Raw genomic sequence first — 22,569 nt, forward strand, 5'->3', positions numbered from 1 at the left:
TCCGCACTTTCTGGGACACAATAGCATAGAAGACCGTTCACTTGATGTTTGGATTCAGATTGAAGTTGACCCTGTTAGTGATTGCCACCCTGCCGGTACTGGTGAGTCTGGGCTTCTGGCAGCTATCACGTTACGAGCAAAAGTTGATGCTGGAGCAGGCTTATGAGTCTCGCCATGCTCTTGAGCCGTTGTCACTTTCCCAGGCTCAACGTCACGAAGATCCGTTGTATCTCCCTTTTACGGTGAGCGGCCGGTTTGACCCGGATCGCTACTTTCTTTTGGATAATCAGGTTTTCCAGGGCGAGGCCGGGTATGAGCTGTTCATTCCGTTTCTGACCGATGACGGAGCATGGTTGCTGATTGACCGGGGTTGGATTGTCGCTGGTGATCGGGAACGACTGCCGGAGGTGATGACAGATCCGGAGCATCTGATACTGACCGGCTTTGCGTATAAGCCCTTGGGCAAACCCTTTATGCTGGCGGAAGACATCTGGGAAGAAGGCTGGCCGAAACGCATCCAGGCGTTTGACTCACTGAAAATATCGGAAGCCATGGAGAGCACGACGCCGGATTTTTACATGGTGCTCAGAGCGGGTCAGCCGGGTGCTGAACAGATGCGCCCAATGGTGATTAATCTGAAATCAGAGAAGCACCTGGGCTACGCCTTTCAATGGTTTGCCATGGCACTGGTCCTGCTCTTGCTGTATGGGTTCCAGATGATCCGCTCAGGTAAGAACCATAAGTAGTTAACCAAATGAAATCATATTTTCTGACTAAGTGGACAGTCACTCTGCGGCGTTACAACTACGGTCACATAGCTACGGCTATGCTCCCTACGTTGTGCCTTGCATAGTAACTGCCCACTTAGCCAGAAAATAAGATTCCATTCGGCCAACTACTTAAGAACAAGCATGACGTGTGAGGTGATCATGACCAAGACAACCACGAATAAGAATCGGCTGCAGCTTGCCCTTGTCATTTTGATCCCATCCATGGCCATGGGGTTGGCCTGGATTATGTACTTTACCGGGGCATGGATACCAGAAGGAAGAAGCAATAAAGGCGAGCTTTTACTACCACCCGCCCAGTTTGCCGCACTGCATCTTCAGGACGGTGAAAAGCGTGTAGATGCCGCAGAAACAGAGGGCCTCTGGCGAGTGGTGGTGTTTGGCAGTGCCCGTTGTGAAGAGTCTGATTGTGTCGCCAGCCTGTATAAAACCCGTCAGGTGCATATTGCCCTGGGAAAAGAGTCTGAACGGGTGACCCGGTTTTACATTGCTCCGGAAAAACCGGTGCCCTCCTCAGAACTTGAAACGGAACATCCGGGCATTTACTGGCTGAACGCGGACAAAAACCATGTGCAAACAGCGCTCGGCCTTAAGCACTGGCCAGAGAACCGTATTTTTATCATTGATCCGCTGGGTAATCTGATCATGGGATACCGGGTTGATCAGCCCGGTGGTGATGTGCTGAAAGATCTGCAAAAGCTGCTGAAAGCGTCCAATATCGGTTAATGGGTACTAAATGATTATTGAGTCATTGGTTTTTGTTTAATGTGGTATTTTTTGGTTAAAAAAAGGGTTGGTAATGGGTAGTCAACTCACTGGAGTGGCAATGAAGAAAAAAGGATTTTATCTGGCGCTGATCGCAACGCTGCTGGCAAGCATTGTGGTTGGTGTGGGTGCCTATACCAGGCTGGTGCATGCCGGGCTGGGCTGTCCTGACTGGCCCGGCTGTTATGGTTTTCTGACTGTGCCGGATACTCAGCAGGAGATTGCCCATGCCGAGTCACTCTTTCCGGAGGCCCCGGTTGAAGTTGATAAGGGGTGGGCAGAGATGATCCACCGTTATGTGGCTGGCTCCCTGATGCTCCTGGTGTTGATGATTGTTATTCAGGCATTCAGATACCGGCGTGAGCCGGGCCAGCCGTTCAAGCTGCCCATTCTGATCCTTGCACTGATTACCCTGCAGGCCGCTTTTGGTATGTGGACCGTCACACTAAAACTATGGCCTCAGGTTGTAACTGCTCATTTACTGGGTGGTTTTGCCACCTTCAGTCTGTTGTTTCTCTTAACGTTGAGGTTGTCTGGTGTGCATCGAGAAAAGGTGCCGGATAAGCCGTTCCTGTTTCTGAAGTGGCTGGCAGTATTCAGTCTGGTATTGGTGGTTGGTCAGGTCAGTCTGGGTGGTTGGACCAGCTCTAACTATGCAGCCCTTGCCTGTCCTGATCTGCCAATGTGTCAGGGGCAGTGGCTCCCGCCCATGAATTTTGCAGAGGGATTTGATGTCGGGCAGGACATTGGTCCGAATTATCTGGGTGGGCAACTGCATGCTGAGGCCAGAACCGCCATACATTTTGCCCACAGAGTAGGAGCAATACTGATAGTAATATTGCTGGCGTTGCAAATGCTTATTGCGCTCAGGGTGTCTTTCAGGGTTGGCGGTTCTGTAGGATCAACGGTTCGAAAACTGATGCTGCTGGTTATGGTTATGTTGACGGTCCAGGTGGCTCTTGGCCTGAGCAATATCATCTGGAGCCTGCCGCTGAGCATTGCCGTAGCCCATAACCTGGGAGGTGCCTTGTTGTTGTTATCACTGGTGGCCTATAACTACTTCTTATTCGGCGGTGCTCTTAAGAAAAGTGGTTTGAACAACAGTTTGCAGGATTTGCAGGAAAGAGAGGGCTGAGCATGAGTCAAAGTAATGTATTACCGGCAGGGAGTGCCCACTGGAAGGATTATCTTGAGCTGACCAAGCCTAAGGTGGTCGCGCTGATGATCTTAACGTCGGTTATTGGTATGTACCTGGCAACACCCGGTTGGGTACCGCTGGATATTCTGTTCTTTGGTAACCTGGGCATTGCTCTGTGTGCCGGTGCCGCAGCAGTGATCAATCATGTCGTTGACCGACAGATCGATACGGTGATGGCGAGAACCCATAATCGTCCGGTGGCCACTGGTCGGGTTGAACCGCTCCAGGCGGTCATTTTTGCCTTTATTATTGGTTCGCTGGGAATGGCCATGCTGTTTGTGCTGGTTAATCCTCTGACCGCCTGGTTAACATTCGCGTCCCTGATGGGCTATGCAGTGGTGTATACGCTGATTCTGAAACGGGCAACACCACAGAATATTGTTATTGGTGGTTTGGCCGGGGCGGCTCCTCCCCTGCTCGGCTGGACTGCCGTGGCCGGACAGTTTGAAGGCCATGGCCTTTTGCTGGTACTGATTATTTTTGCCTGGACGCCCCCTCACTTCTGGGCCCTGGCAATCCATCGCAAGGAGGAGTACGCCAAAGCGGATGTTCCCATGTTGCCAGTTACCCATGGTGAGGCTTACACCAAACTTCATATTCTGCTCTATACCATCATCATGTTTATGGTTACCCTGTTGCCATTCCTGACGGGTATGAGTGGGGTGATCTATCTGGTGGGTGCAACCATTCTGGGAGCACGCTTTTTATACTGGTCCATTGTTCTGCTCCGTGACAGCAGACCTCATGCCGCCATCAAGACCTTCAGGTTTTCAATTACCTATTTGATGCTGTTATTTGTGGTGTTACTGGTGGACCACTATTCATTTTATCTCTGGGTGTAAGGAGTCCCTGTGGACACAGAAAGGAGTAAAGGGGTGAAAAAGACGGTCACTATTTTACTGGCAGCCGTCGCTGTTGTGCTCGGGGTGACGGCGAATAAATTTATCAACAAGCCAGCGTTATCCAAAGAGCAGCTCCAACAAATGGGAGCGGTGGTGTTTGAAACACCCAGGGCTTTCACCATGGAAGGGCTGGTTGACCATAACGGCCAGCCATTTGTCGCAGAAAATCTTAAGGGGCGCTGGAGCCTGGTCTATTTCGGTTTTACCTTCTGCCCTGATATCTGCCCGGCCACGCTTAGTCAGTTAAATAAGCTGGACGCATTGCTCAAGGAGAAGTCACCGAGCCTGGCGAAAGAGATGCAGTACCTGATGGTGACGGTGGACCCACGAAGAGACACCCCTGACAAACTGAAAGGCTATGTGCCCTACTTTAATAAGGACTTCACCGGCATTACCGGAGAAATAGCGGGTGTTTATAACCTGGCGGTTCAGATGAATGTCCCGTTCACCCCGGTGGTTGATCCTGAGGATGAGTTTTATCTGGTGGATCACGGTGCCAATCTGGCCCTGGTTAATCCGCAAGGACACTATCACGGGTTTATACGGCCACCGTTGGAACCCGGTAAGCTCAGGACTGTGTTGTTAAGTATTGACAAGAGTCATTGAGTCTTGACTTTTTTACAATCTTTTTGATGTTAAAGCCAGCGGATGCTGGCTTTGCAAATTAATAGAGAGTTCCAACCAAAAGTTTTTACGTGGCAGCGGTCTGATCGAAAGTACGATGGGTCAAGAATCGGTCGGAATCATTTCAAGCTCGATAAATTTACTGATTTCATAAACCAGATCAATGGCTAAATTCGCCAATTGTGTGAAGTTTTCACCTTCCTCAGGCGTTCGTATTTTATGTTTGAAATTATTTTTTTTATTCATATTCATTAAAGGTGTCTTGAAGAAGGCGTGAATATCAAGAAAGGTTTCAATACCGTGTGGCTTTAACAATTCCTCATCAAGCTGGGCCAGGTCGAGAACAGGAATGGTGGTTCTTCTTTGATAATAATCAATCGCTTCCTGGAGATCCTCTTCTGGTGTGTGCGCTTCAATAAAACGCAGATGATAATGTTCCTTTAGCAAATTGATTAATGGTTGTTTGATTTTTTTGATGTAATTAATAATTGCTTTTTTTTGTTGATTGGTTTTACTGTTTGTTTCATCATCCAACGGTTTATAATCAGGAATTTTAGTGGTTAAAGCTTCCAACTGTTTCATGTAGACTACTAATGGGTGATTTGGCAGCCATCGGGCCAGTTCCTTTCTGTACGCAACAGCGTCATGATATTTTGTAATGATGACATCGATAGCAATGTCCGCTAATGTACGCTTGAGAGGAGCATTCAAAGTAGTTATTTTATCTGTTGTCGTACTGCCCTTTAAAATGGTTACCTCAGAATACCGAGTATAAAGTTGATTAGTAATCACTTTGGCAGCCATCGCAAGTGATCCATCCGTTGTTTCTGTAAGCACTTTTGTATTTCTGGCAAATCTTGGTAATTTTTTTTCATCACTGATCATTCCTAAATATACTGCCAATTCCCCTACTTTAGGTTTCACTTGAAATGGTTCTTCGATGACCAGAATTTTTCTGGTTAAAAGTTTCCCTGCCATTTCTTTAATAAACCATGGAGTTAACTCTTCATCTTCTTCTGGCGAAGGTGTTTTTGCAGGACGTTGTTCCCCGGAAACACTGGGCTGCTGCGAAGCTGGTTCGGCTTTTTTCAGTGCTTTTTGAGAAGCTACCCCTGAAGTACTAATATCAAGATCTCTTTTTAGTAATATTTGGATATCCGCAGGCAGTATGCCAATTTTTCTAAAGCCGTGCTCAACGCAGACCAGATAATGTTTTCCTTCATCAATATCAACGGATTCAACTGGATCCTGTTCAGTTGAGACAAAATTTTTGGGTGAAATCTGTAACCGGGCAAACGATTGAGCATATTCGCTGTGTTCAGAAATATTTGGAAAATTTATTTTCATAACTTCTCTCGTTACTTCCTGCCTAAATTTTGGTCAGGGTGAAATTCTCATAAAGCTTTAACTCAGTTTACCAGTGCGTAATGTAATTGGCCTGGGGCTTTCACGGTCTTTATTGCTCCAATACAACATAGAGTTTTCAACAGTCTGGATGGCAATGGAACCTGTGCCAAATTTACCAATGCAGAAACCGGAGCCTATGTAGGTCATGGAATGGATCCATTCTTGTGTGAATGTATCCGACAAATTCAGATAGCTAAATGGCTCAACTATTTTTATATCAGTGACTACTGTTGAGGGATAATAGTTCATAGGGATTTTGATATTGTATTTTTCTGATCCACAGTGTAAAAAACGTTCAAACTGATGGCATGTTGGAATCAAATACTCGCTATCTTCGGAAGTCGTACAGTAACGAGCCCCTTGTGAAATCCACTTTACAAATCTTTTTCCCCAGGTGACTGGAGGCTGATATTCACACTCTGTTTCATCCTGATCTTTGACAACAAAAGAAATCTTGTCGTCTTTGTCTTGAAAAAGTGACATTAAGTATTCATCAGCACCGTCACCACAAATTGAGACATCAGTTTTATCCCCAATTTGAAAGATTTGGAGTGTTATTTTGTTGGAAATAGCCGGATTTATTAATGACTGACGTGTCAGAGTAAACGGTTCCTTTATATAAAGCTTGATCGTCTTTGCATGATTTGTTTCCCTGCCTGCAAATGAGCCGCTGCTGTTTTTCTCCATACTGTTGTTCGCTGTTCGTGCAGGGAGAGACATAGTGTTAGCTGTAGAGGATATATTCATCAGGTTTGCCTGACTTTGCCGTGAATTTACACGAAAAGCCTTGAGCAGCAGGCTTTTCGAACAGATTTCTGTATTGTGAACTTGCGGACTCAGGTTTTATTATTACTTTCTTTTTATCAACCGGGTGATTAAAAAAAGTAAAAAGCTGGCCACAACCACTGAAGGGGCAGCAGGCGTGTCCAGAAACCATGAAGCCGCCAGGCCTCCGGACACACCAAGGATGCCAAGCAGCGCTGAAACAATCACCATCTGCTCTGGTGTGCGCGCCAGCCGCTGGGCGGTCGCTGCCGGAATAATCATCAGGGAGGTAATCAGCAGAACACCGACTATCTTCATGGCTACGGCGATCACCAGGGCCATTAGCAGGGTTAGTGTCATTCTGAGTTTCCTGACCGGAATGCCCTCCACCTGGGCCAGCTCGGCATGAACAGACATGGACAACAACGGTTTCCAGAGCCATGCCAGCGTCGCCAGAACCAGGGCACCTCCTCCGTAAATCCAGTAAAGGTCCGAGGGGCCGGTTGCCAGCAGGTCACCGAACAGATAGGACATCATATCTACCCGAACATTATCCGCAAAGCTGACGGTGACCAGACCAATGGATAGCGAACTGTGGGCAAGGATTCCCAGCAGGGTGTCGGAAGCCACTTGTTGTTTTTCCTGGAAGCTGACCAGGATAGCGGCGATCATCAGTGAACTGGCGATAACGGCCAGGTTGATATTGATATCCAGCATCAGCCCCAGTGAAACCCCCAGCAGAGCAGAGTGAGAGAGGGTATCGCCGAAATAGGCCATGCGCCGCCAGACCACAAAGCAGCCCAGTGGTGCTGCCAGCAGAGCCACGCCATAGCCTGCCAGTAAGGCAGATAAGAGAATATCCGGCATCATTGCTTTCCTTCAGATACAGGGCTTTGTGGCTCAAGAATATGCCCGTCAACGCCATGATGGTGGTCGTGATGGTGAGTATATACCGCCAGTTCGTCTGACGCTCCACCAAACAGGCGAAGGTACGCCGGGTGTTGCTTAACCTGGTGAGGATGGCCGGAGCAGCAGACGTGTTGATTGATGCAAATGACTTTATCGGTGGATGCCATAACCAGATGGAGGTCGTGGGACACCATCAGCACGGCACAGTGCTCCCGGTCTCTGGACGCGTTGCGAATCTCCGTGATCAGCTGGTAAAGCTCCTTTTGTCCGGTGACATCAACCCCCTGCACAGGTTCATCCAGCACCAGAAGGTGTGGTTTATGCAGCAGTGCCCGGGCCAGCAGAACCCTTTGCAGCTCACCACCCGACAGCGATTGCAGGGGAGACTGGAGCACATGGCTGACGCCGGTTCGCCCAAGGGCGTCGTGAACGGCGGTTAAACGACAACCGGTCAGCCTCAGGAACCGGTTGACTGTCAGTGGCATGGAGTCATCAATATGAAGTTTTTGCGGCATGTAGCCAATGCGCAGCCCTTTTCTGACGGAGCGCTGGCCGGATGTGGGTTCCTGTAATCCAAGGGCTACCCGTACAAGGGTGGTTTTTCCTGCACCGTTCGGGCCTATCAGGGTAACGATTTCACCGGGATTCACCTGCAGGTTGATCCCGGTCAGTACCTCTCTGTTCTGGAACTTCATCCAGATATTGCTCAACTCTATTAATGGTTGATTCATAATATGTGATTATTCAATTCGTTTTGCAGTTGGTGCATAAACCAGCCAGCTCTATTGAGGCATCCGCAATGATAAAGCCGTGTTCACTGGCACAGTCTTCCAGGGAATGTTCAATGGTCGGGTGTTCAATTTCAATGGTGGTCCGGCATTGGGTACAGATCAGAAAGCAGCTGTTATGTGGCGTATTGGGTCGGCTGCAACCAAGGTAAGCATTAATGGATGTCAGGCGATGCACCAGTCCCTGTTCCTGAAGGAAGTCCAGGGCTCTGTATACGGTAGGGGGCTGAGCCGGTTTTGATTCCCCCTGAGTTAGCTCTGCCAGTATTTCATAGGCTCCGACCGGGCAATGGCTCTGCCAAACCAGTTCCAGCACCCTTTCTCTGAGGGGGGTCAGACGGACACCACGATTATGGCAAATGACACGAGCTTCCGTTAAAGCCTGCTGAATACAGGCTTTATGGTTGTGTTGAGTATAAGGTGTATCCGTTTTGCGCATAACATATGCCATTAATATTTGTTATAACATAACAGTTTCGCGTGAATATTGATACTGACTAAAAAAGCCCAGGGAGCTAATGATAGAGCATCGGGCCGCAGCAAGCTTCAAACATCATGTTGTGCGCGTTACGTCTCAGAAAGCTCAATTAATGGTATCATTATGTGATACCATACCCTGTAGTATCCTCTATGAATGCCAAACACCGAAAAACGCTTATTGCGATTTACCAGGAATCAAACCCCAAGCAGTTAGAATGGAGAGCCATAGAATCTCTCTTTATAGCTGTTGGGGCTGAAGTTATTGAAGGTCGTGGTTCTCGAGTAAGATTCCATAAGGATGGGGAAATTGGAACTTTCCATCGGCCTCACCCTAAAAAAGAGGCAAAGCCGTATCAAGTGAAAGATGCACGGGACTTTCTAAGCAGAATTGGAGTTAAGCCATGAATACAATGACACACAAAGGTTATTCAGCCAGCCTGGAATATAGTGATGATGACGAATGTTTTGTTGGTCATATTGCGGGCATAAAAGACCGGGTTGGGTTTCATGGTGAGTCAGTAGCAGAGCTTAAAAACGCTTTTCAGGAAGCGGTCGAAGATTATCTTGAAACTTGTGCCGTGGTTGGCAAAGAACCTCAACAGCCATACTCTGGAAAATTAACGCTTCGTATTCCCCCGGAACTCCATGCCTCGATTGCCACAGCAGCCCAAGTGAGTGGTCAAAGCATTAATCAATGGATTTCAAGTGCACTCAGCCGGGCATCCCGCATATAAATCTGCGCATAGTCGGGTTAGGACTGGTTTTTCTCCAGTCCTCCCTGCAACACCATATATGCGGGTCCGCAGACAGTGGCCTTTCACTCCATCAGCTAATGCTCATGCCCGGCGTATAAAAAGTTCCAGATTACCTATGGTGCCCCTGAATTTTACACTAGGTGTTTGAATAAATTGAGATACTTCGATTTAGTAAAATTAAAAATGGCCGAAATTATTCAGAATATTAGATATCAAACCAGTATATTATGAAAATATTTAAAAGTGGCATCACTATATCGTTTATTTTATCTTTAGCTTTGAGTGCTAATTCAATATCGGATGAAAAAAGTGCTTCATATATTTGTATAGGTGATAAAAGTATTGGCTTTAACTGGGAGAATAAAAATTGGGTTGAAACCAGATTTAATACTGACAAATACCTTGTTAAGAAAATAAGTAAGGAAATGTTAGAAAATGATTTTGCTTATTCGGAGTGCCATAATCTGTTAAAAAGTAAAAGTGAAGATCGGATTGACGTGGAGTATGGTTGTTACAATATCAGGACTGTCGGTGAACATTATTATCCTTTCGAAACAGAAGTATGCACTGAATTTTGGACTCCATTAGATATAAACAAAAAATTAACCCAAGTAAATTGTAAATACTTCAGTTTTAGGCCAAATGGCTGGTTTCATAAAGCGTTCACTCACTCAAGTTTAGAAGATAAACCATATAAAGACTCATTGGGTGTATCTGTAGGAAAGTGTGCAAAATTATGAGTATCTATATTTTCTAAAAAGATGGAAAACGCTTAATGAATAAGGGTATAGATCAGCATTAGCTGTCACGAATAAAAGAATTGCTAAATTTAAAAATGGTATTCTTTTAATGCTAGCAATAATCATGGGGTTAAAAATGCAAGATCATTATAAAGTGCTAGGCCTTACACCAGATGTCGAAGATGCAGTAATAAAAGCAGCGTATAGGGCATTATGTAAAAAATATCATCCAGATAAATATTCTGGTGATAAAATGTATGCAACAGAGTTAATGAAGAAAATCAATGTTGCATATGAGACACTTTCACACCCAAAGAAGAGGGAAGAATATGATAACAGCTGGGGGAAAAGTAGTGATTATGAAACAAATACCTTTAAAGATGAATATAATGCCGATGAAGAGATAGAAAATGAATGGAATTTTGCAACAGAGTATTACCCAAACTTACTAGAATTACATAATCATCTATGTAAAATATCTTTGCCATTGGGGTATGCCTTTAAACTATTAATAATTGATTCAAAAGAGTTTGGAAATCCTAATATTATAGCTGCAAAACTCGAACATCAGTTCCTAGAAAAGTACTTTGGTACAAAAAAGGTTATACAAAATACTGCACTTAAATACATACTAAACGATAACAGAATAGCAGCAAGAGAGCTGAATAAGGCTGTTAAAGTTTTTGGTGAGAGTTTGGATGAACATGTGGTTTTAAATAAAATAAAGAAAAAGTTCCCATTCAGAAACAGTACTAACAAAGCCGATAATAAATATCAAGAAGCACAAAGTTCACCCAACGGAATGAATAAAGGGATAAATACATTTATTATTTCTCTGGGTGTTCTCTTTTTCGTTTTTGTTATATTTGCAGTAGCTGACAAATGAACCTGCAACTAAAACCAAGGCTTAAGGCTTCATCCTTCCTCCCTATGCACTGCGGAGAAATCTATAGCAGGTGTTAGCTATCAGTGCAATAATTTAAGTACTTCAATTTAAAATCATTAGATTATTTTGTGCGTACGAGTAGTCTGAAAAGCACTCCAGTTGACATCCCTTTCTCCTCTTTGCCAGTAACGTGCCACAAAAATGAAAACACAGAAAATCCAAAAGTATGACAGTATAAAGTATGATCTAACAATCCATTCATATAATGTCCATAATATAAATGCTTCAAATGCAGCTCCCATTAGAATCCATGGCTTGTAAGCTGCCAGTTTTGCGTGATGTACTACGCCCAGTGTGCCAACAATGTATGAGTTAAAAGCTAATAATGATATAAAAGTATCGTTTGATATCCACAGTAAGGTTAAACTTAGCAGAAAACTAATTAATACATACCCCTCTATAGCTCGATAAACCGGATACCTTAATGTTTTCTGAGCTAGCCGATATCTTTCCCATCGAGAGGTACTTCCTATGAATTGGCTCAATACAATTTCATTATTAATTGATTTCAAGAATTTGCTCCTTTTACTTAAATTGACACAATTAACTAGATATCAACAAAAATTCACAAAAGCTAGATAAGTAATAAGTGATTTTGGCTAATAGCACCTACATTTTTTAATTAAAAACGACACCACTCTGTTTTCAGGGTGGTGTTATTTTAATTCATCCAGGCAGAATTAACAGGTCATCTGCGTGTTTAATCCTTAATCGAAGCATTTCCTTAAATTCATTTGGATCAAGAAATTGTCGAATCAGGCTGCCCTGATGTTGTTGATCCATCGTTGATTCCGGATAAATAAACGTAACCAGTCGGGATATCCAGAACCTGAAGGCTGCCAGTTGCAATATTAATGGCCAGGCTTTTTTCTCATCCTCAGTAAAAGGGCGAACCTGTGCATAGGCATCCATCAATACTTTGGTACGCTGATCATCCAGTTCAAGACTATCGGTAAGACACCAGTCGTTTACAGTAACCGCCAGGTCATAGATCAGCCAGTCATTACAGGCCTGATAGAAGTCGATCACGGCTGAGATTCTGCCCTGATCAAACAGTACATTATTATGAAACAGGTCACCATGAATCAGCCCGGTTGGCAGATTGTCAAACGCAGGCAAAGCATCAGAGATGATGTGCCATTGCTCCGCCATAAAGTGGGCATCATCCTGGCCAAGTAATGGAATGAGTCTTTTCTGCTGGGCATCAAGCCAGGCAAGTCCCCGCTGGTTCTCCTGATAAAGGGAGGAACCTTGTCCTGCCTTGTGGATTTTTGCCAGCATCGCACCAATCTGCTGGCATTGGTCCAGAGAGAGGTTTCCAGCATCAGGGTGCTGCCCGGCAAAGCATTGCACAATCAGCGCCGGTTTGCCTTTTACCGACTGGAGAGCAACGCCACTCTTATCCCGAATCGGGTTGGGCACAGGCAGGCCGAACGCTTTAAGCTCATCCGTATAGTGAATAAAAAATGGCAGCGTGTCGGCGGGCAGATACTCAAAGAGGGTTAATACATAGCGCTGGCGACTGCCTTTGTCATCAATATCCAGAAAGTAGTTGGTATTCTCAACGCCACTTTCAATGCCCTGGAAGGACGTTAAGTTACCCAGGTCATAACGAATCAGAAGTTGCTCGATTTCCTGTTGTGTCAAATGGGTATAAACAGACATGAAGTCCCTGTTCCTGGATGATTATATCTATGGTTCTGTTGGTACTCAGTGCCACTCAAAAATGGTCCATGAAGGCACTAGCAGGATACGTTTTGTTGGATCAATGGGGTTGCCTTCATTATCTGAGGCTATCAGGTAGTAGGGCTTACCTACCTTGGGAATCACCTGAACCGCATAAAGCTGGCCACCGACCCGGTACTCTTTATAAGTCCTGGAATCACCGGCACGAATCACGACCGATGTGTCATCCCTGTTCTCCAGCGCTTCAGGGCGCAGGTGCCTGGGAATCTTCTTAATGGCTTCATCAGTAAACACAACCGCTCTCTGGCCCCTATCCGTTCGGGCTGTTGGCTGCTCCGGCTTTGAACCTTCCGGACTTTGTGCCGCACAGCCACAAAGAAACAAGGGTAAGAACACCAGAACCAACTGCGCTCTTTTTATCAAGGGTTTCATCAGGAGCCTCATGATAATTGCGGTGGAAACCATTAAACTGCTGGGGAGCATTCTATACCCAGTTACCCAGAATCGTAAGTGAGTCCGTAATCCATGTCAGAACAAGCCAGTACGCCGCCACTCATACTCGTCGACGGCTCATCTTACCTTTATCGTGCCTTTCATGCTTCTGAGCGGGCCAATCTGCGCACGGCTGATGGCCGACCAACGGGCGCTATCCGGGTCATGACAAACATGTTGCGCAGTCTGATGCGTCAGTATCAGGATAGCCATGTTGCAGTCATTTTTGACGCCAGGGGAAAAAACTTCCGCCATGACCTGTACAGCGAGTACAAAGCTACCCGGAAACCAATGCCCGATGACTTGCGCTCACAAATAGAACCCATACATCACATTGTTCGTGCGCTTGGCCTGCCTCTGTTAATGATTGAAGGTGTTGAGGCGGATGATGTGATTGGAACGCTGGCCAGACAGGCAACCGAGAAAAAGATCAACACCATCATTTCCACGGGCGATAAGGATATTGCCCAGCTGGTGACTGAGCATGTGTCGCTGATTGACACCATGAATGATGCGTATACCGATCAACAGGGTGTTGAAAGTAAGTTTGGTATTCCTGCCAGCCTGATTATTGACTATTTGGCATTGATGGGCGATAGCAGCGATAACATCCCGGGTATGCCGGGTGTTGGTCAGAAAACAGCATTGGCTCTGCTTAATGGCATCGGCAGTATCGATGAGATTGCCGGGCGGTTGGATGAAGTGGCTGCGCTTGGTTTTCGGGGGAGCAAAAACTTTGCTGAGAAGTTCACCGAGCACAAGGACATTGTGTTGTTGTCCCGGCAGCTGGCCACCATCAAGACCGATGTAGAGCTGCCGGTTGCCATTGAAAGTCTGGAAATGCAGCCCCTTGATAAAGAGCAACTGTTAGCGCTGTTTAAAGAGTACGAATTCAGGACGTTGATTGCCGAGTTGGAGAAAGAAGGCTCTGTTTCCGATGGCAATGAATCTGACGAACAAACATCAGGTACTACCGGTGAGTATTCAGTGGTCACTGAGGAGACCGAGTTTCTTGACTGGATAGCACAGCTGGAATCGGCAGAGCTGTTTGCGTTTGATACCGAAACCACCAGCCTGGATTACATGGTGGCTGAACTGGTGGGAGTTTCATTTGCCATTGAGCCCGGCAAGGCCGCTTATGTGCCCGTTGCCCATGATTATCTGGGAGCACCAGCCCAGCTGGAGAGAAACTGGGTACTGGAAAAACTCAAGCCTTTGCTGGAAGACCCGGCCAAACAGAAAGTAGGTCAGAACTTTAAGTACGACCAGAGCGTGCTGGCCCGATATGACATTCAAATCAAGGGGGCCGCTTTTGATACCATGCTTGAGTCCTACTGTTTGAACTCCATCGCCACCCGGCACAATATGGATGCCCTGGCTGAGCATTACCTGAATCATAAAACCATTAAATATGAGGATATTGCCGGCAAAGGTGCTAAACAACTGACGTTTAACCAGATTGAGCTTGAGAAAGCGGGCCCCTATGCGGCAGAAGATGCGGATATTACGCTACGTCTCCATCTTGCCATCTGGGAGCAGTTACAGGCTGAGCCTTCGTTGACGGCGGTGTTCCGGGAAGTAGAAATGCCGCTGGTGGATATTCTTTCACGTATTGAGCGCCATGGTGCCCTGGTGGATGGTGTCCTGCTCAAACAACAGAGCCTGGAGATTGGCCAGCGCCTCAAGGAACTGGAGCAAGCGGCCCACGATGTGGCAGGACAGGCATTTAACTTATCATCACCCAAACAGTTGCAGGAGCTTCTGTTTGATAAGCTGCAACTGCCGGTTATCAAGAAAACGCCCAAGGGGCAGCCATCAACCGCCGAAGAGGTCTTGCAGGAGCTTGCCCTGGATTATGAACTGCCCAAGCTGATTCTTGAGCATCGAAGCTTAAGCAAGCTCAAATCCACCTACACCGAGAAACTTCCGCAGATGATTAATGGGGCGACGGGTCGTATCCATACCTCTTATCATCAGGCCGTAACCGCCACTGGACGACTATCCTCCTCGGATCCTAACCTGCAGAATATTCCCATTCGAACACCGGAAGGCCGTCGGGTGCGACAGGCATTTATTGCACCGGAAGGTCACCAGCTGGTGGCGGCAGATTACTCCCAGATCGAGCTGCGAATCATGGCACACCTCTCTGGCGATAAAGGCCTGCTGGATGCTTTTGCCCATGGGCTGGATATCCATAAGGCGACAGCGGCTGAAGTATTTGGCGTGGCGCTTGATGAGGTAACGGGTGATCAGCGACGAAGTGCCAAAGCCATTAACTTTGGCCTGATCTACGGCATGTCTTCGTTCGGACTCGCCAAACAGCTGGGGGTATCCAGAAAATCGGCACAGGAATATATCGACCTGTACTTTGCACGTTATCCGGGTGTTTTAAGGTACATGGAAACAACCAAAAACTTCGCCCGGGAAAAGGGGTATGTGGAGACAATATTGGGTCGTCGTCTGTATCTGCCGGAAATCAATGCCAGCAATGGTATGCGCCGTCAGGGGGCTGAACGAACAGCGATCAATGCGCCTATGCAGGGCACTGCCGCAGATATAATCAAGAAGGCGATGATCAGGGTTGATGAGTGGCTGCAAGCGTCGGGGCTTGATGCCCGTGTCATTATGCAGGTCCACGATGAACTGGTGCTTGAAGTTGCCAATGAGAGTGTTGAGGCCGTTGTTGAAGGGATAAAAGTGCAGATGTCCAGTGCTGCCGAGCTCAGTGTTCCACTCTTGGTTGAAGCCGGTATTGGGGATAACTGGGATGAAGCCCATTAGTACACGGTTTCAATGTATTTGATGGGTTCCTTCTATTTGTAAGTTTTTTGTAAACGGTGGAACTTTATTACCATATTGCTTGTCTCATATAGTGAGTCTCAAATGAGTTGCTCCTTGTGTGTTAAGTGTTGTTGATGTTGAAGCGGTATATGTTTCCCCGCATCTATCGTGTAAAGCCAGTGTCCTTTTTCAGGATGCTGGCTTTTTTTTAATTTTTTTTATTTTTCAGGGAACTTTTTGGAATTTTGCTTGTCTGAGTTTATTAGGATGAGAAAAAGGCAGTAGTTCGATTCTGATTTTTTGTTGCTCACTGTGTGTTTTGTGTTGACATTAACTTGAGTGGTAGGCTGCTCCCCTGTAGCCGAAGCTATATAGCCAGTATCCTTCCCCCGGATGCTGGCTTTTTTTCTGCCGAATTTTTATCCAGTTGAGTCTAAAGAATGGCCTTTGTTGACCGTTACATAACCTGTGGGGTGGGCTTGGTTGATTACTTCCATGGGATGCTGAGTCACCCGGATCGCGATAAACCCTTAGCTGTGTACTTTGTCGATGTTGCTGTAACAATAGAGACGTCATGAAACGGTCATCTTCCCCTGATGACCGTTTTTTTTTGCGCCTGTATTTTTCATTTCTTTATCTCTGTCTCAGGTGTCTGCCCCGCTGTTTGGACGCTTAAACCACAACCTGATTTTGCCGGTGTTTCAGGCAGCAATTTATACTCTGTAAGACACTTGATAACACTTTCCCGATAACGAGGGGCCCTTCCCCCACAACAAACACTTGATTTTTTTATCCAGTGGGCAGCGGCGCTCAACTTTCCATACACCATAATTTTGTGGTCCGGGAAGGGGTGATTTTTGTCCGTTACTGTCACTTTGGGTTGTATTGGAGGAACTGACTGTCACCTGGCTTGCGCAACCACCGTCCAGCACCTTTGTTGTTGCTTGCATGATAATCTCTCTATTGACCAGTTACTCCACGAGGCATTCAGCAAATTGGACAAGCCCCTTAGCTTGAAGCAATAAGCGACAGTTCCTGTACCGCTACTGACAGCATGGCAAGGTTTTGCTCTCTGGCGGATTGTATTTCCCGGATTGTCGCTTTCCAGCGATCAATCAGCTCAGCATTTTTTTCCAGCCACCGCTTAAGGCGCTCTTCCGGCTTTCCCTGTGAATGGGTCAGAACATGAATACAATTATCATTGAGGGTTTGATCCAGCTGATCTTTCAGGGAAGATTGTGCCTTGCGTTGCCAGAGGTCGTTAACCGGCAGTTGACGAATACGTTCTCTTAACCAGGGCAGGCACAGATAATCTTCAAGGGCAAAAAAGACAGAGGCCACATCAATAACGGTAAATTGATATTCATTCGCCACACTGACCATAAACAGTACGTAATAAAGATATCGAAGGCTCGCACAGGTTTCCGCCAGCGTTTGCGGCAGCTGTGCTTCCTGAAGCCGGGTAACCCTGCCACCCAGCCAGGCACAATCTTCCTCTCCCAGCAGCTCCGCCAGTTGTCCGCTGACGGCACAGACGCCCGGTTTATAGTTACTGATGAGCGACTCTATATCCATAGGGCAGCCATGATTCTTCAGCAACCAGATGCAGGCTTTTTCGATATGCTGCTGTATTCGAAACAGTTCAACTCTCTGGATATCATCTTTGACATCAAAACCCAGGCTTTCAAATTGATCCCAGATGGATGGAATGGAAAAGATCTCTTTTATCGCCATAAATGCCCGGACACAATTAAGCTCCGACTGTCGGGTTTCCTGATGGATATACTCAATAAACGTTGCTCCCATCCGGTTGCCAACCTCGTTGCTGAGATGGGTCGCCAGTATTTCAGTTTTTAATGGATGATGTTTGATCTGATCAGGGAACTGGTTGCGCAGCTGTGATGGAAAATAGTCCAGCAGTTTTGCCGCCAGTATCGGGTCATCAGCCACATTGGCCGAGACCAGGGATTCAAACAGCTCCAGCTTGGTATGGGACAAAAGAATGGCTATTTCTGGCCGGGTAAGGCCTTCACCGGCTTTCACCCTGGCTTTAATTTCTGTATCCGATGGCAGGCCATCCTGAGCCCGGTTAAGACGCCCTTTTTGTTCGAGATTTCTGATCAGAAAGCGATGGTCATTAAACAGCAGAACATTCTGTTGCAGGCTCAGGCTTAGCCTCTGGCTCTGTAAAAAATTATGCCTGAGAACCAGCCTGGCGATCTCATCGGTCATACTGGCCAGCAGACTATTACGCTGCTTTATGGTTATGTCACCATCATCCACCATCTGATTGAGCAGAATCTTGATGTTGACTTCATGGTCTGAGCTGTTGACCCCCCCTGAGTTGTCTATGGCGTCGGTGTTGATCAGGCCCCCCCTGCTGGAGAATTCAATTCTTGCCAACTGAGTCAGGCCCAGGTTTCCGCCCTCCCCTACCGCACTGGTATTCAGTTCACTGGCACTGATCCTGACATTATCATTGGACCGGTCCCCGACATCGGCATTGCTTTCACTGCAGGCTCTTATGTAAGTGCCAATCCCGCCATTCCACAACAGATCCGCTGGTGCTTTCAGAATTGTCTGGATAAGTTCCGCAGGCGACAGAATGGTTTTATCCGTTGCCAGTGCGGTTCTGGCCTGCTTGCTCAAAAGAATGCTTTTCAGCTGGCGACTGAATACGCCACCACCTTCTGATAGTTTGCTGCGGTCGTAATCGTCCCAGGAGGACCGGGGTAAATTAAACAGGCGCTGACGCTCATTGAAACTGACTGAAATATCCGGATCAGGATCAATAAAGATATGCTGGTGGTTAAAGGCGGCGATCAGACGAATATGGTTGGAAAGTAGCATGCCATTGCCAAATACATCACCGGACATATCACCAATACCGATGACCGTAAAATCCCGGGTCTGAGTATCGATTTCACGCTCTTTGAAGATCCTTTTTACCGACTCCCAGGCACCCCGGGCAGTGATCCCCATTTTTTTATGGTCATAGCCCTGGCTGCCACCAGAGGCAAACGCATCCCGCAGCCAGAACCCATAGGATTGGGATACATCGTTGGCGATATCGGAAAAGCTGGCGGTGCCTTTGTCCGCTGCCACCACAAGGTAAGGGTCGTCATCATCGTAGCGTATGACGTTTTCAGGAGGGATGATGTTTCCGCCCTGCAGGTTATCGGTCAGATCCAGAAGTCCGGAGATAAATGCTCGATAACATGCAATCCCTTCCGCCTGTATTTCTTCCCTGGAGCCATTGGCCGGGAGATTTTTGGTGACAAAGCCCCCCTTGGCCCCGTGGGGAACAATAATGGCATTTTTGATCATCTGGGCTTTGACCAGCCCCAGAATCTCGGTGCGGAAATCCTCCATCCGGTCTGACCATCGTAATCCTCCCCTGGCAATCTTCCCACAGCGCATATGGATGCCTTCAAAGCGAGGCGAGTAGACAAATATTTCAAACATGGGCCTTGGCTGAGGTGAGGTTGGAATCTTTTCCGGTTGCAGTTTGAACGACAGATAACCTTTTGGCTCCCCCTGTTTCTGATAGGCGCTGGTTCTCAACATGGCCTCGATAACACTGAGAAAGTGACGCAGGATCCGGTCTTCATCAAGGTTGGCGACACTGTCCAGCAATTGGTAAATCCTGTTAGAGCAGGCATTGGCCATGTTAAGGCGATCACCACGGAAATCCGGATAAAAACGGATGCTGAACAGGTCTACGATTTCACGCACCACCGATGGGTTACTGTTCAGCACTTTCTGCATATAGCTCTGGCTGAAGGGCACTGGCAGTTGCATCAGGTATTTGGACAGAGCCCTGATGAGCACAACCTGCTCACAGTTCAAACCGGCTGAAACCACCAGGCCGTTGAAACCGTCATTCTCCATATCCCCCTTCCAGGTGCGATTAAACACCTCCCGGAACTGCTCCCGCAGATGGGTATCTTCAAGGTTGGTCTGGTTTGAGTTGTCAACGTCCGGCGGGTTTATTTTGGCTGTCAGAGCGTTATCATGGCCATCAGGCTCGATACTGAAATCAAGCACCCAGGCATTTTCCTGACGGTAGGGGCTGATGGCGTAAGGCCTTGCGCTGCGAACCCGGACGCCCATTTGCTCAAGAATGGGAAGTACATCTGAGAGTGCCAGGAGAGGCCCTTTACCCAGCACCCGGAAGTGCCACCGATAATGGTCGGTAACCGGACGGTAGAGACTGGTTTTTATCTGATGACTGTCTTTTATCGATTCCAGACGTTGAATGTCTGCTACTGCCTGTCGGGGGGTAACATCCTCCCGGTACGCGGCGGGAAATGCCTGCAGATAACATTGTGCCAGCCGGTTACCCGAAGCCTCGCCAAATGCCTCTTTTAACGCCTGTTGCAGGTAATCTGTCCAGTTCAGCATCGCTTCGTGAATCATGGCTTCCAGCCGTTCAACATCGATATCCTGCTGGCTGGCATGACGACAATGCACGGTAAATTGCAATTGCGCCATTGGGTTTTCCGATAGCTGAACATTGAAATCAATACTGTTGCCACTCAACTCACTGAGCAGGATCTGTTGCATCTGTAAGCGAAGTTCTGTGTTGAAATTATCTCTGGATACGTAAATAAGCACCGTAATAAAGCGGTCATAGGGGTCGGGACGAAGGAATACTTTCAACTGCCGCAATTCATGGCAGTCAAGAATCCCGTTAATGACGGTCTTAAGTTGTTTAAAACTTGCCTGCAGGAGCTCGTCCCTTGGATAGTTATGAATAATGTGGCGAAGGGCATTACCCCGATGGCTGTTTATCGGGCAACTGTTGCTTTTTAAAAGCCTGGCCACTTTCTTTCGTATCAGCGGGATGTCATCCAGCGGGACGTTGTAGGCGGTTGACGAAAACAGTCCGAAAAAACGCCATTCCCCGGTGACTACACCGGCATCGTTAAATTGTTTTATCCCGATATAGTCCAGGTGTGCGGGTCGATGAACCGTTGAGCGGCTGATGGATTTGGTGATAACCAGTAACTCAGGTGCCTGAATTTGTGAGGCAATATAGGGGGACAGCTCTTGCTCTACCGGATGCTGATGGGGGCCCTCCCGAAATGTCCCCAGACCGGTTTTGCTGTTGGCGCGTAGTCTTAGTGTGTTTGACCCATGGATGATCTCGTAATAGCGAAAGCCGATGAACAGAAAATTGTCTTTTTTCAGCCACTTCATAAAAGCAAGCGCTTCTTTCTGTTCAACATCCGGTAATGGCACAGGGTGGCTTTGACACCATTGAATGGCGTCATCCAGCCTGGTTTGCATTGCCTCCCAGTCAGAAACCACTTTATGAACATCCGCAACGATATCCCGGATACCGGCAGCGACTTTTTCTAAATCCAGTTGTTCCGGTTGGCGGTCTATTTCAACCCGAATAACGGCCTCGGTTATTTCTGCCTGTAGCGTGCTGATGCCTTGCAGCTGACCTGTGCTGTCTCTTTCTAATCGAAGGGTGGGGTGATTCAGGCTGTAAACTTTTATTTTCTGACGATCAAGCTCCATCAACACAGAAGACACCAGAAAGGGCATATCATCCGTGATAATTTCAACAATGCTGTGTGTGGAGTGCCAGTGGTGGGTTTCCGGTTCCGGGTTGTAGACGCGGATCTTGATTTGTTCCGGCTGCCGGGCCTGTAGAAACTGCCACAGGCAGAGGAGTGCGCCATAGCAGTCATCGGTATTGATCCGGGTCAGGTCTTTGCTGGCAACTCCCCGGTAATAGGCATCAGCAAGCGCCTGTATTTGCTCATATTCTTTGGTTGACATGCGCTTTGCCAGAAGCGATTGAACCTGATTAACGATGATGGCTCGAAAATCGGTAAAGCGGTCCATGATATTCCTCTGTCACTGGAATTGAGTACGGCAAACTGTCCCACCTGATTTGCCGGGTTATAAGTAGTTAACCAAATGAAATCATATATTTCTGACTAAGTTGTCAGTCACTCTGCGCCGTTGCAACTCCGGTCACATAGCTACGGCTATGCTCCCTACGTTGCGCCTTGCATAGCAACTGCCCACTTAGCCAGAAATATACGATTCAATTTGGCCAACTACTTACCATAACTGTCAATGCTTATGGGCCAGAATAAATTGATCACAACGATCTACTATCATTGGTTTTCCGCAGTGACAACTTTTGGGTGACATCGATCAATACCGCTGTATAAAGTTGCGTTTGCTCTATTGGCAATGAGCCGATTAAACAGTGTCTGGTTGCGTTAACAATGTCAGCCTGGCTTTGCTGACAGCCTTCTTGTTGAGCTTTTCTGTCAAGCTGCTCGTCAAGCCTCTCGTCAAGATAGTCGAGAAATAGCTAAAATGCCTTGGGATTGCTGATTTTGCGGGGGCTAAGCATAATCCGTAGTCCTGATGGAATTTGCAAGCGGCGTCCAATTCTGGTATAAAGCCCGATCTTTGTATGAGGGTAGCTGCTGATGAGTCTTGAAGGTCTCTTGACTCTGTAACCATGGGCAGATCTGCCCGAAGCAGACACTGGAATTCAGTTAAGTTTTCCGG

Annotated in this window: 19 protein-coding genes; 10 read left to right on the plus strand and 9 right to left on the minus strand. The window is 47.1% G+C overall.

Annotation, left to right across the window (positions count from 1 at the left end):
• Positions 1-59: 59 nt before the first annotated feature.
• The 5 genes from ACO6UY_RS17085 to ACO6UY_RS17105 all read left to right on the plus strand — a co-directional run bounded on the left by ACO6UY_RS17085 (position 60) and on the right by ACO6UY_RS17105 (position 4,259).
• Positions 60-746 carry an SURF1 family protein gene (locus ACO6UY_RS17085; RefSeq protein ID WP_422490717.1) on the plus strand — a complete coding sequence of 229 codons (687 nt, stop codon included), beginning with the start codon at positions 60-62 and terminating at the stop codon, positions 744-746.
• Between the two features lie 183 nt (positions 747-929).
• The gene (locus tag ACO6UY_RS17090; RefSeq protein ID WP_422444366.1) at positions 930-1,514 is read left to right on the plus strand and encodes a hypothetical protein; all 585 of its coding nucleotides are present in this window, start codon (positions 930-932) and stop codon (positions 1,512-1,514) included.
• Between the two features lie 100 nt (positions 1,515-1,614).
• Entirely contained in the window at positions 1,615-2,688 is a 1,074-nt protein-coding gene (locus tag ACO6UY_RS17095) for a COX15/CtaA family protein (RefSeq protein ID WP_422462027.1), read from the plus strand.
• Positions 2,689-2,690: 2 nt separating this feature from the next.
• Positions 2,691-3,593 (plus strand): heme o synthase, encoded by a 903-nt coding sequence (gene cyoE, locus ACO6UY_RS17100; protein WP_209275838.1) that lies wholly within the window; start codon positions 2,691-2,693, stop codon positions 3,591-3,593.
• 9 nt (positions 3,594-3,602) lie between these two features.
• On the plus strand, positions 3,603-4,259 hold the full coding sequence (locus ACO6UY_RS17105; protein ID WP_422444361.1) for an SCO family protein: 657 nt from the start codon (positions 3,603-3,605) through the stop codon (positions 4,257-4,259).
• A 120-nt stretch (positions 4,260-4,379) separates the two neighbouring features.
• Here the strand turns inward: ACO6UY_RS17105 and ACO6UY_RS17110 are convergent, their stop codons facing one another.
• From ACO6UY_RS17110 to ACO6UY_RS17130, 5 genes are all read right to left on the minus strand, one after another.
• Positions 4,380-5,624: a hypothetical protein gene (locus ACO6UY_RS17110; protein ID WP_422444359.1), complete on the minus strand. Its 1,245-nt coding sequence runs from the start codon at positions 5,622-5,624 to the stop codon at positions 4,380-4,382.
• 57 nt (positions 5,625-5,681) lie between these two features.
• Positions 5,682-6,431 (minus strand): hypothetical protein, encoded by a 750-nt coding sequence (locus ACO6UY_RS17115; protein WP_422444357.1) that lies wholly within the window; start codon positions 6,429-6,431, stop codon positions 5,682-5,684.
• A gap of 102 nt (positions 6,432-6,533) precedes the next feature.
• Positions 6,534-7,316 (minus strand): zinc ABC transporter permease subunit ZnuB, encoded by a 783-nt coding sequence (gene znuB / locus ACO6UY_RS17120; protein WP_422466250.1) that lies wholly within the window; start codon positions 7,314-7,316, stop codon positions 6,534-6,536.
• A complete protein-coding gene (gene znuC / locus ACO6UY_RS17125; protein WP_422444355.1) occupies positions 7,316-8,089 on the minus strand; it encodes a zinc ABC transporter ATP-binding protein ZnuC in 774 nt (257 codons plus the stop codon). The genes znuB and znuC overlap by 1 nt, the downstream gene beginning before the upstream one ends.
• A 13-nt stretch (positions 8,090-8,102) precedes the next feature.
• A complete protein-coding gene (locus tag ACO6UY_RS17130; protein ID WP_422490719.1) occupies positions 8,103-8,585 on the minus strand; it encodes a Fur family transcriptional regulator in 483 nt (160 codons plus the stop codon).
• Positions 8,586-8,776: 191 nt separating this feature from the next.
• Between ACO6UY_RS17130 and ACO6UY_RS17135 the strand changes: the two genes are divergently transcribed.
• The 4 genes from ACO6UY_RS17135 to ACO6UY_RS17150 all read left to right on the plus strand — a co-directional run bounded on the left by ACO6UY_RS17135 (position 8,777) and on the right by ACO6UY_RS17150 (position 11,007).
• Positions 8,777-9,031 carry a type II toxin-antitoxin system HicA family toxin gene (locus ACO6UY_RS17135; RefSeq protein WP_422490721.1) on the plus strand — a complete coding sequence of 85 codons (255 nt, stop codon included), beginning with the start codon at positions 8,777-8,779 and terminating at the stop codon, positions 9,029-9,031.
• Entirely contained in the window at positions 9,028-9,360 is a 333-nt protein-coding gene (locus ACO6UY_RS17140) for a type II toxin-antitoxin system HicB family antitoxin (protein ID WP_422490723.1), read from the plus strand. Before ACO6UY_RS17135 ends, ACO6UY_RS17140 begins: the two co-directional genes overlap by 4 nt.
• Before the next feature lie 248 nt (positions 9,361-9,608).
• Entirely contained in the window at positions 9,609-10,121 is a 513-nt protein-coding gene (locus tag ACO6UY_RS17145) for a hypothetical protein (protein ID WP_422490725.1), read from the plus strand.
• Positions 10,122-10,230: 109 nt separating this feature from the next.
• Positions 10,231-11,007, plus strand: a complete 777-nt coding sequence (locus ACO6UY_RS17150; protein ID WP_422462035.1) for a J domain-containing protein — start codon at positions 10,231-10,233, stop codon at positions 11,005-11,007.
• Between the two features lie 116 nt (positions 11,008-11,123).
• Here ACO6UY_RS17150 and ACO6UY_RS17155 read toward each other — a convergent pair whose 3' ends face one another.
• From ACO6UY_RS17155 to ACO6UY_RS17165, 3 genes are all read right to left on the minus strand, one after another.
• A complete protein-coding gene (locus ACO6UY_RS17155) occupies positions 11,124-11,579 on the minus strand; it encodes a hypothetical protein (RefSeq protein WP_422490727.1) in 456 nt (151 codons plus the stop codon).
• Positions 11,580-11,733: 154 nt separating this feature from the next.
• Positions 11,734-12,732: a homoserine kinase gene (locus ACO6UY_RS17160; RefSeq protein ID WP_422490729.1), complete on the minus strand. Its 999-nt coding sequence runs from the start codon at positions 12,730-12,732 to the stop codon at positions 11,734-11,736.
• A 45-nt stretch (positions 12,733-12,777) separates the two neighbouring features.
• The gene (locus ACO6UY_RS17165; RefSeq protein ID WP_422490731.1) at positions 12,778-13,185 is read right to left on the minus strand and encodes a DUF2782 domain-containing protein; all 408 of its coding nucleotides are present in this window, start codon (positions 13,183-13,185) and stop codon (positions 12,778-12,780) included.
• Positions 13,186-13,278: 93 nt separating this feature from the next.
• Here ACO6UY_RS17165 and polA point away from each other — a divergent pair, with 93 nt between their 5' ends.
• Complete coding sequence (gene polA / locus ACO6UY_RS17170) at positions 13,279-16,026, plus strand: DNA polymerase I (protein ID WP_422462043.1); 2,748 nt, start codon at positions 13,279-13,281, stop codon at positions 16,024-16,026.
• Between the two features lie 1,008 nt (positions 16,027-17,034).
• Here polA and ACO6UY_RS17175 read toward each other — a convergent pair.
• Entirely contained in the window at positions 17,035-21,885 is a 4,851-nt protein-coding gene (locus ACO6UY_RS17175) for an NAD-glutamate dehydrogenase (protein WP_422490732.1), read from the minus strand.
• Between the last annotated feature and the right edge of the window lie 684 nt (positions 21,886-22,569).

It is taken from the genome of Endozoicomonas sp. ALE010, assembly GCF_049310165.1.
Lineage (GTDB): Bacteria > Pseudomonadota > Gammaproteobacteria > Pseudomonadales > Endozoicomonadaceae > Endozoicomonas.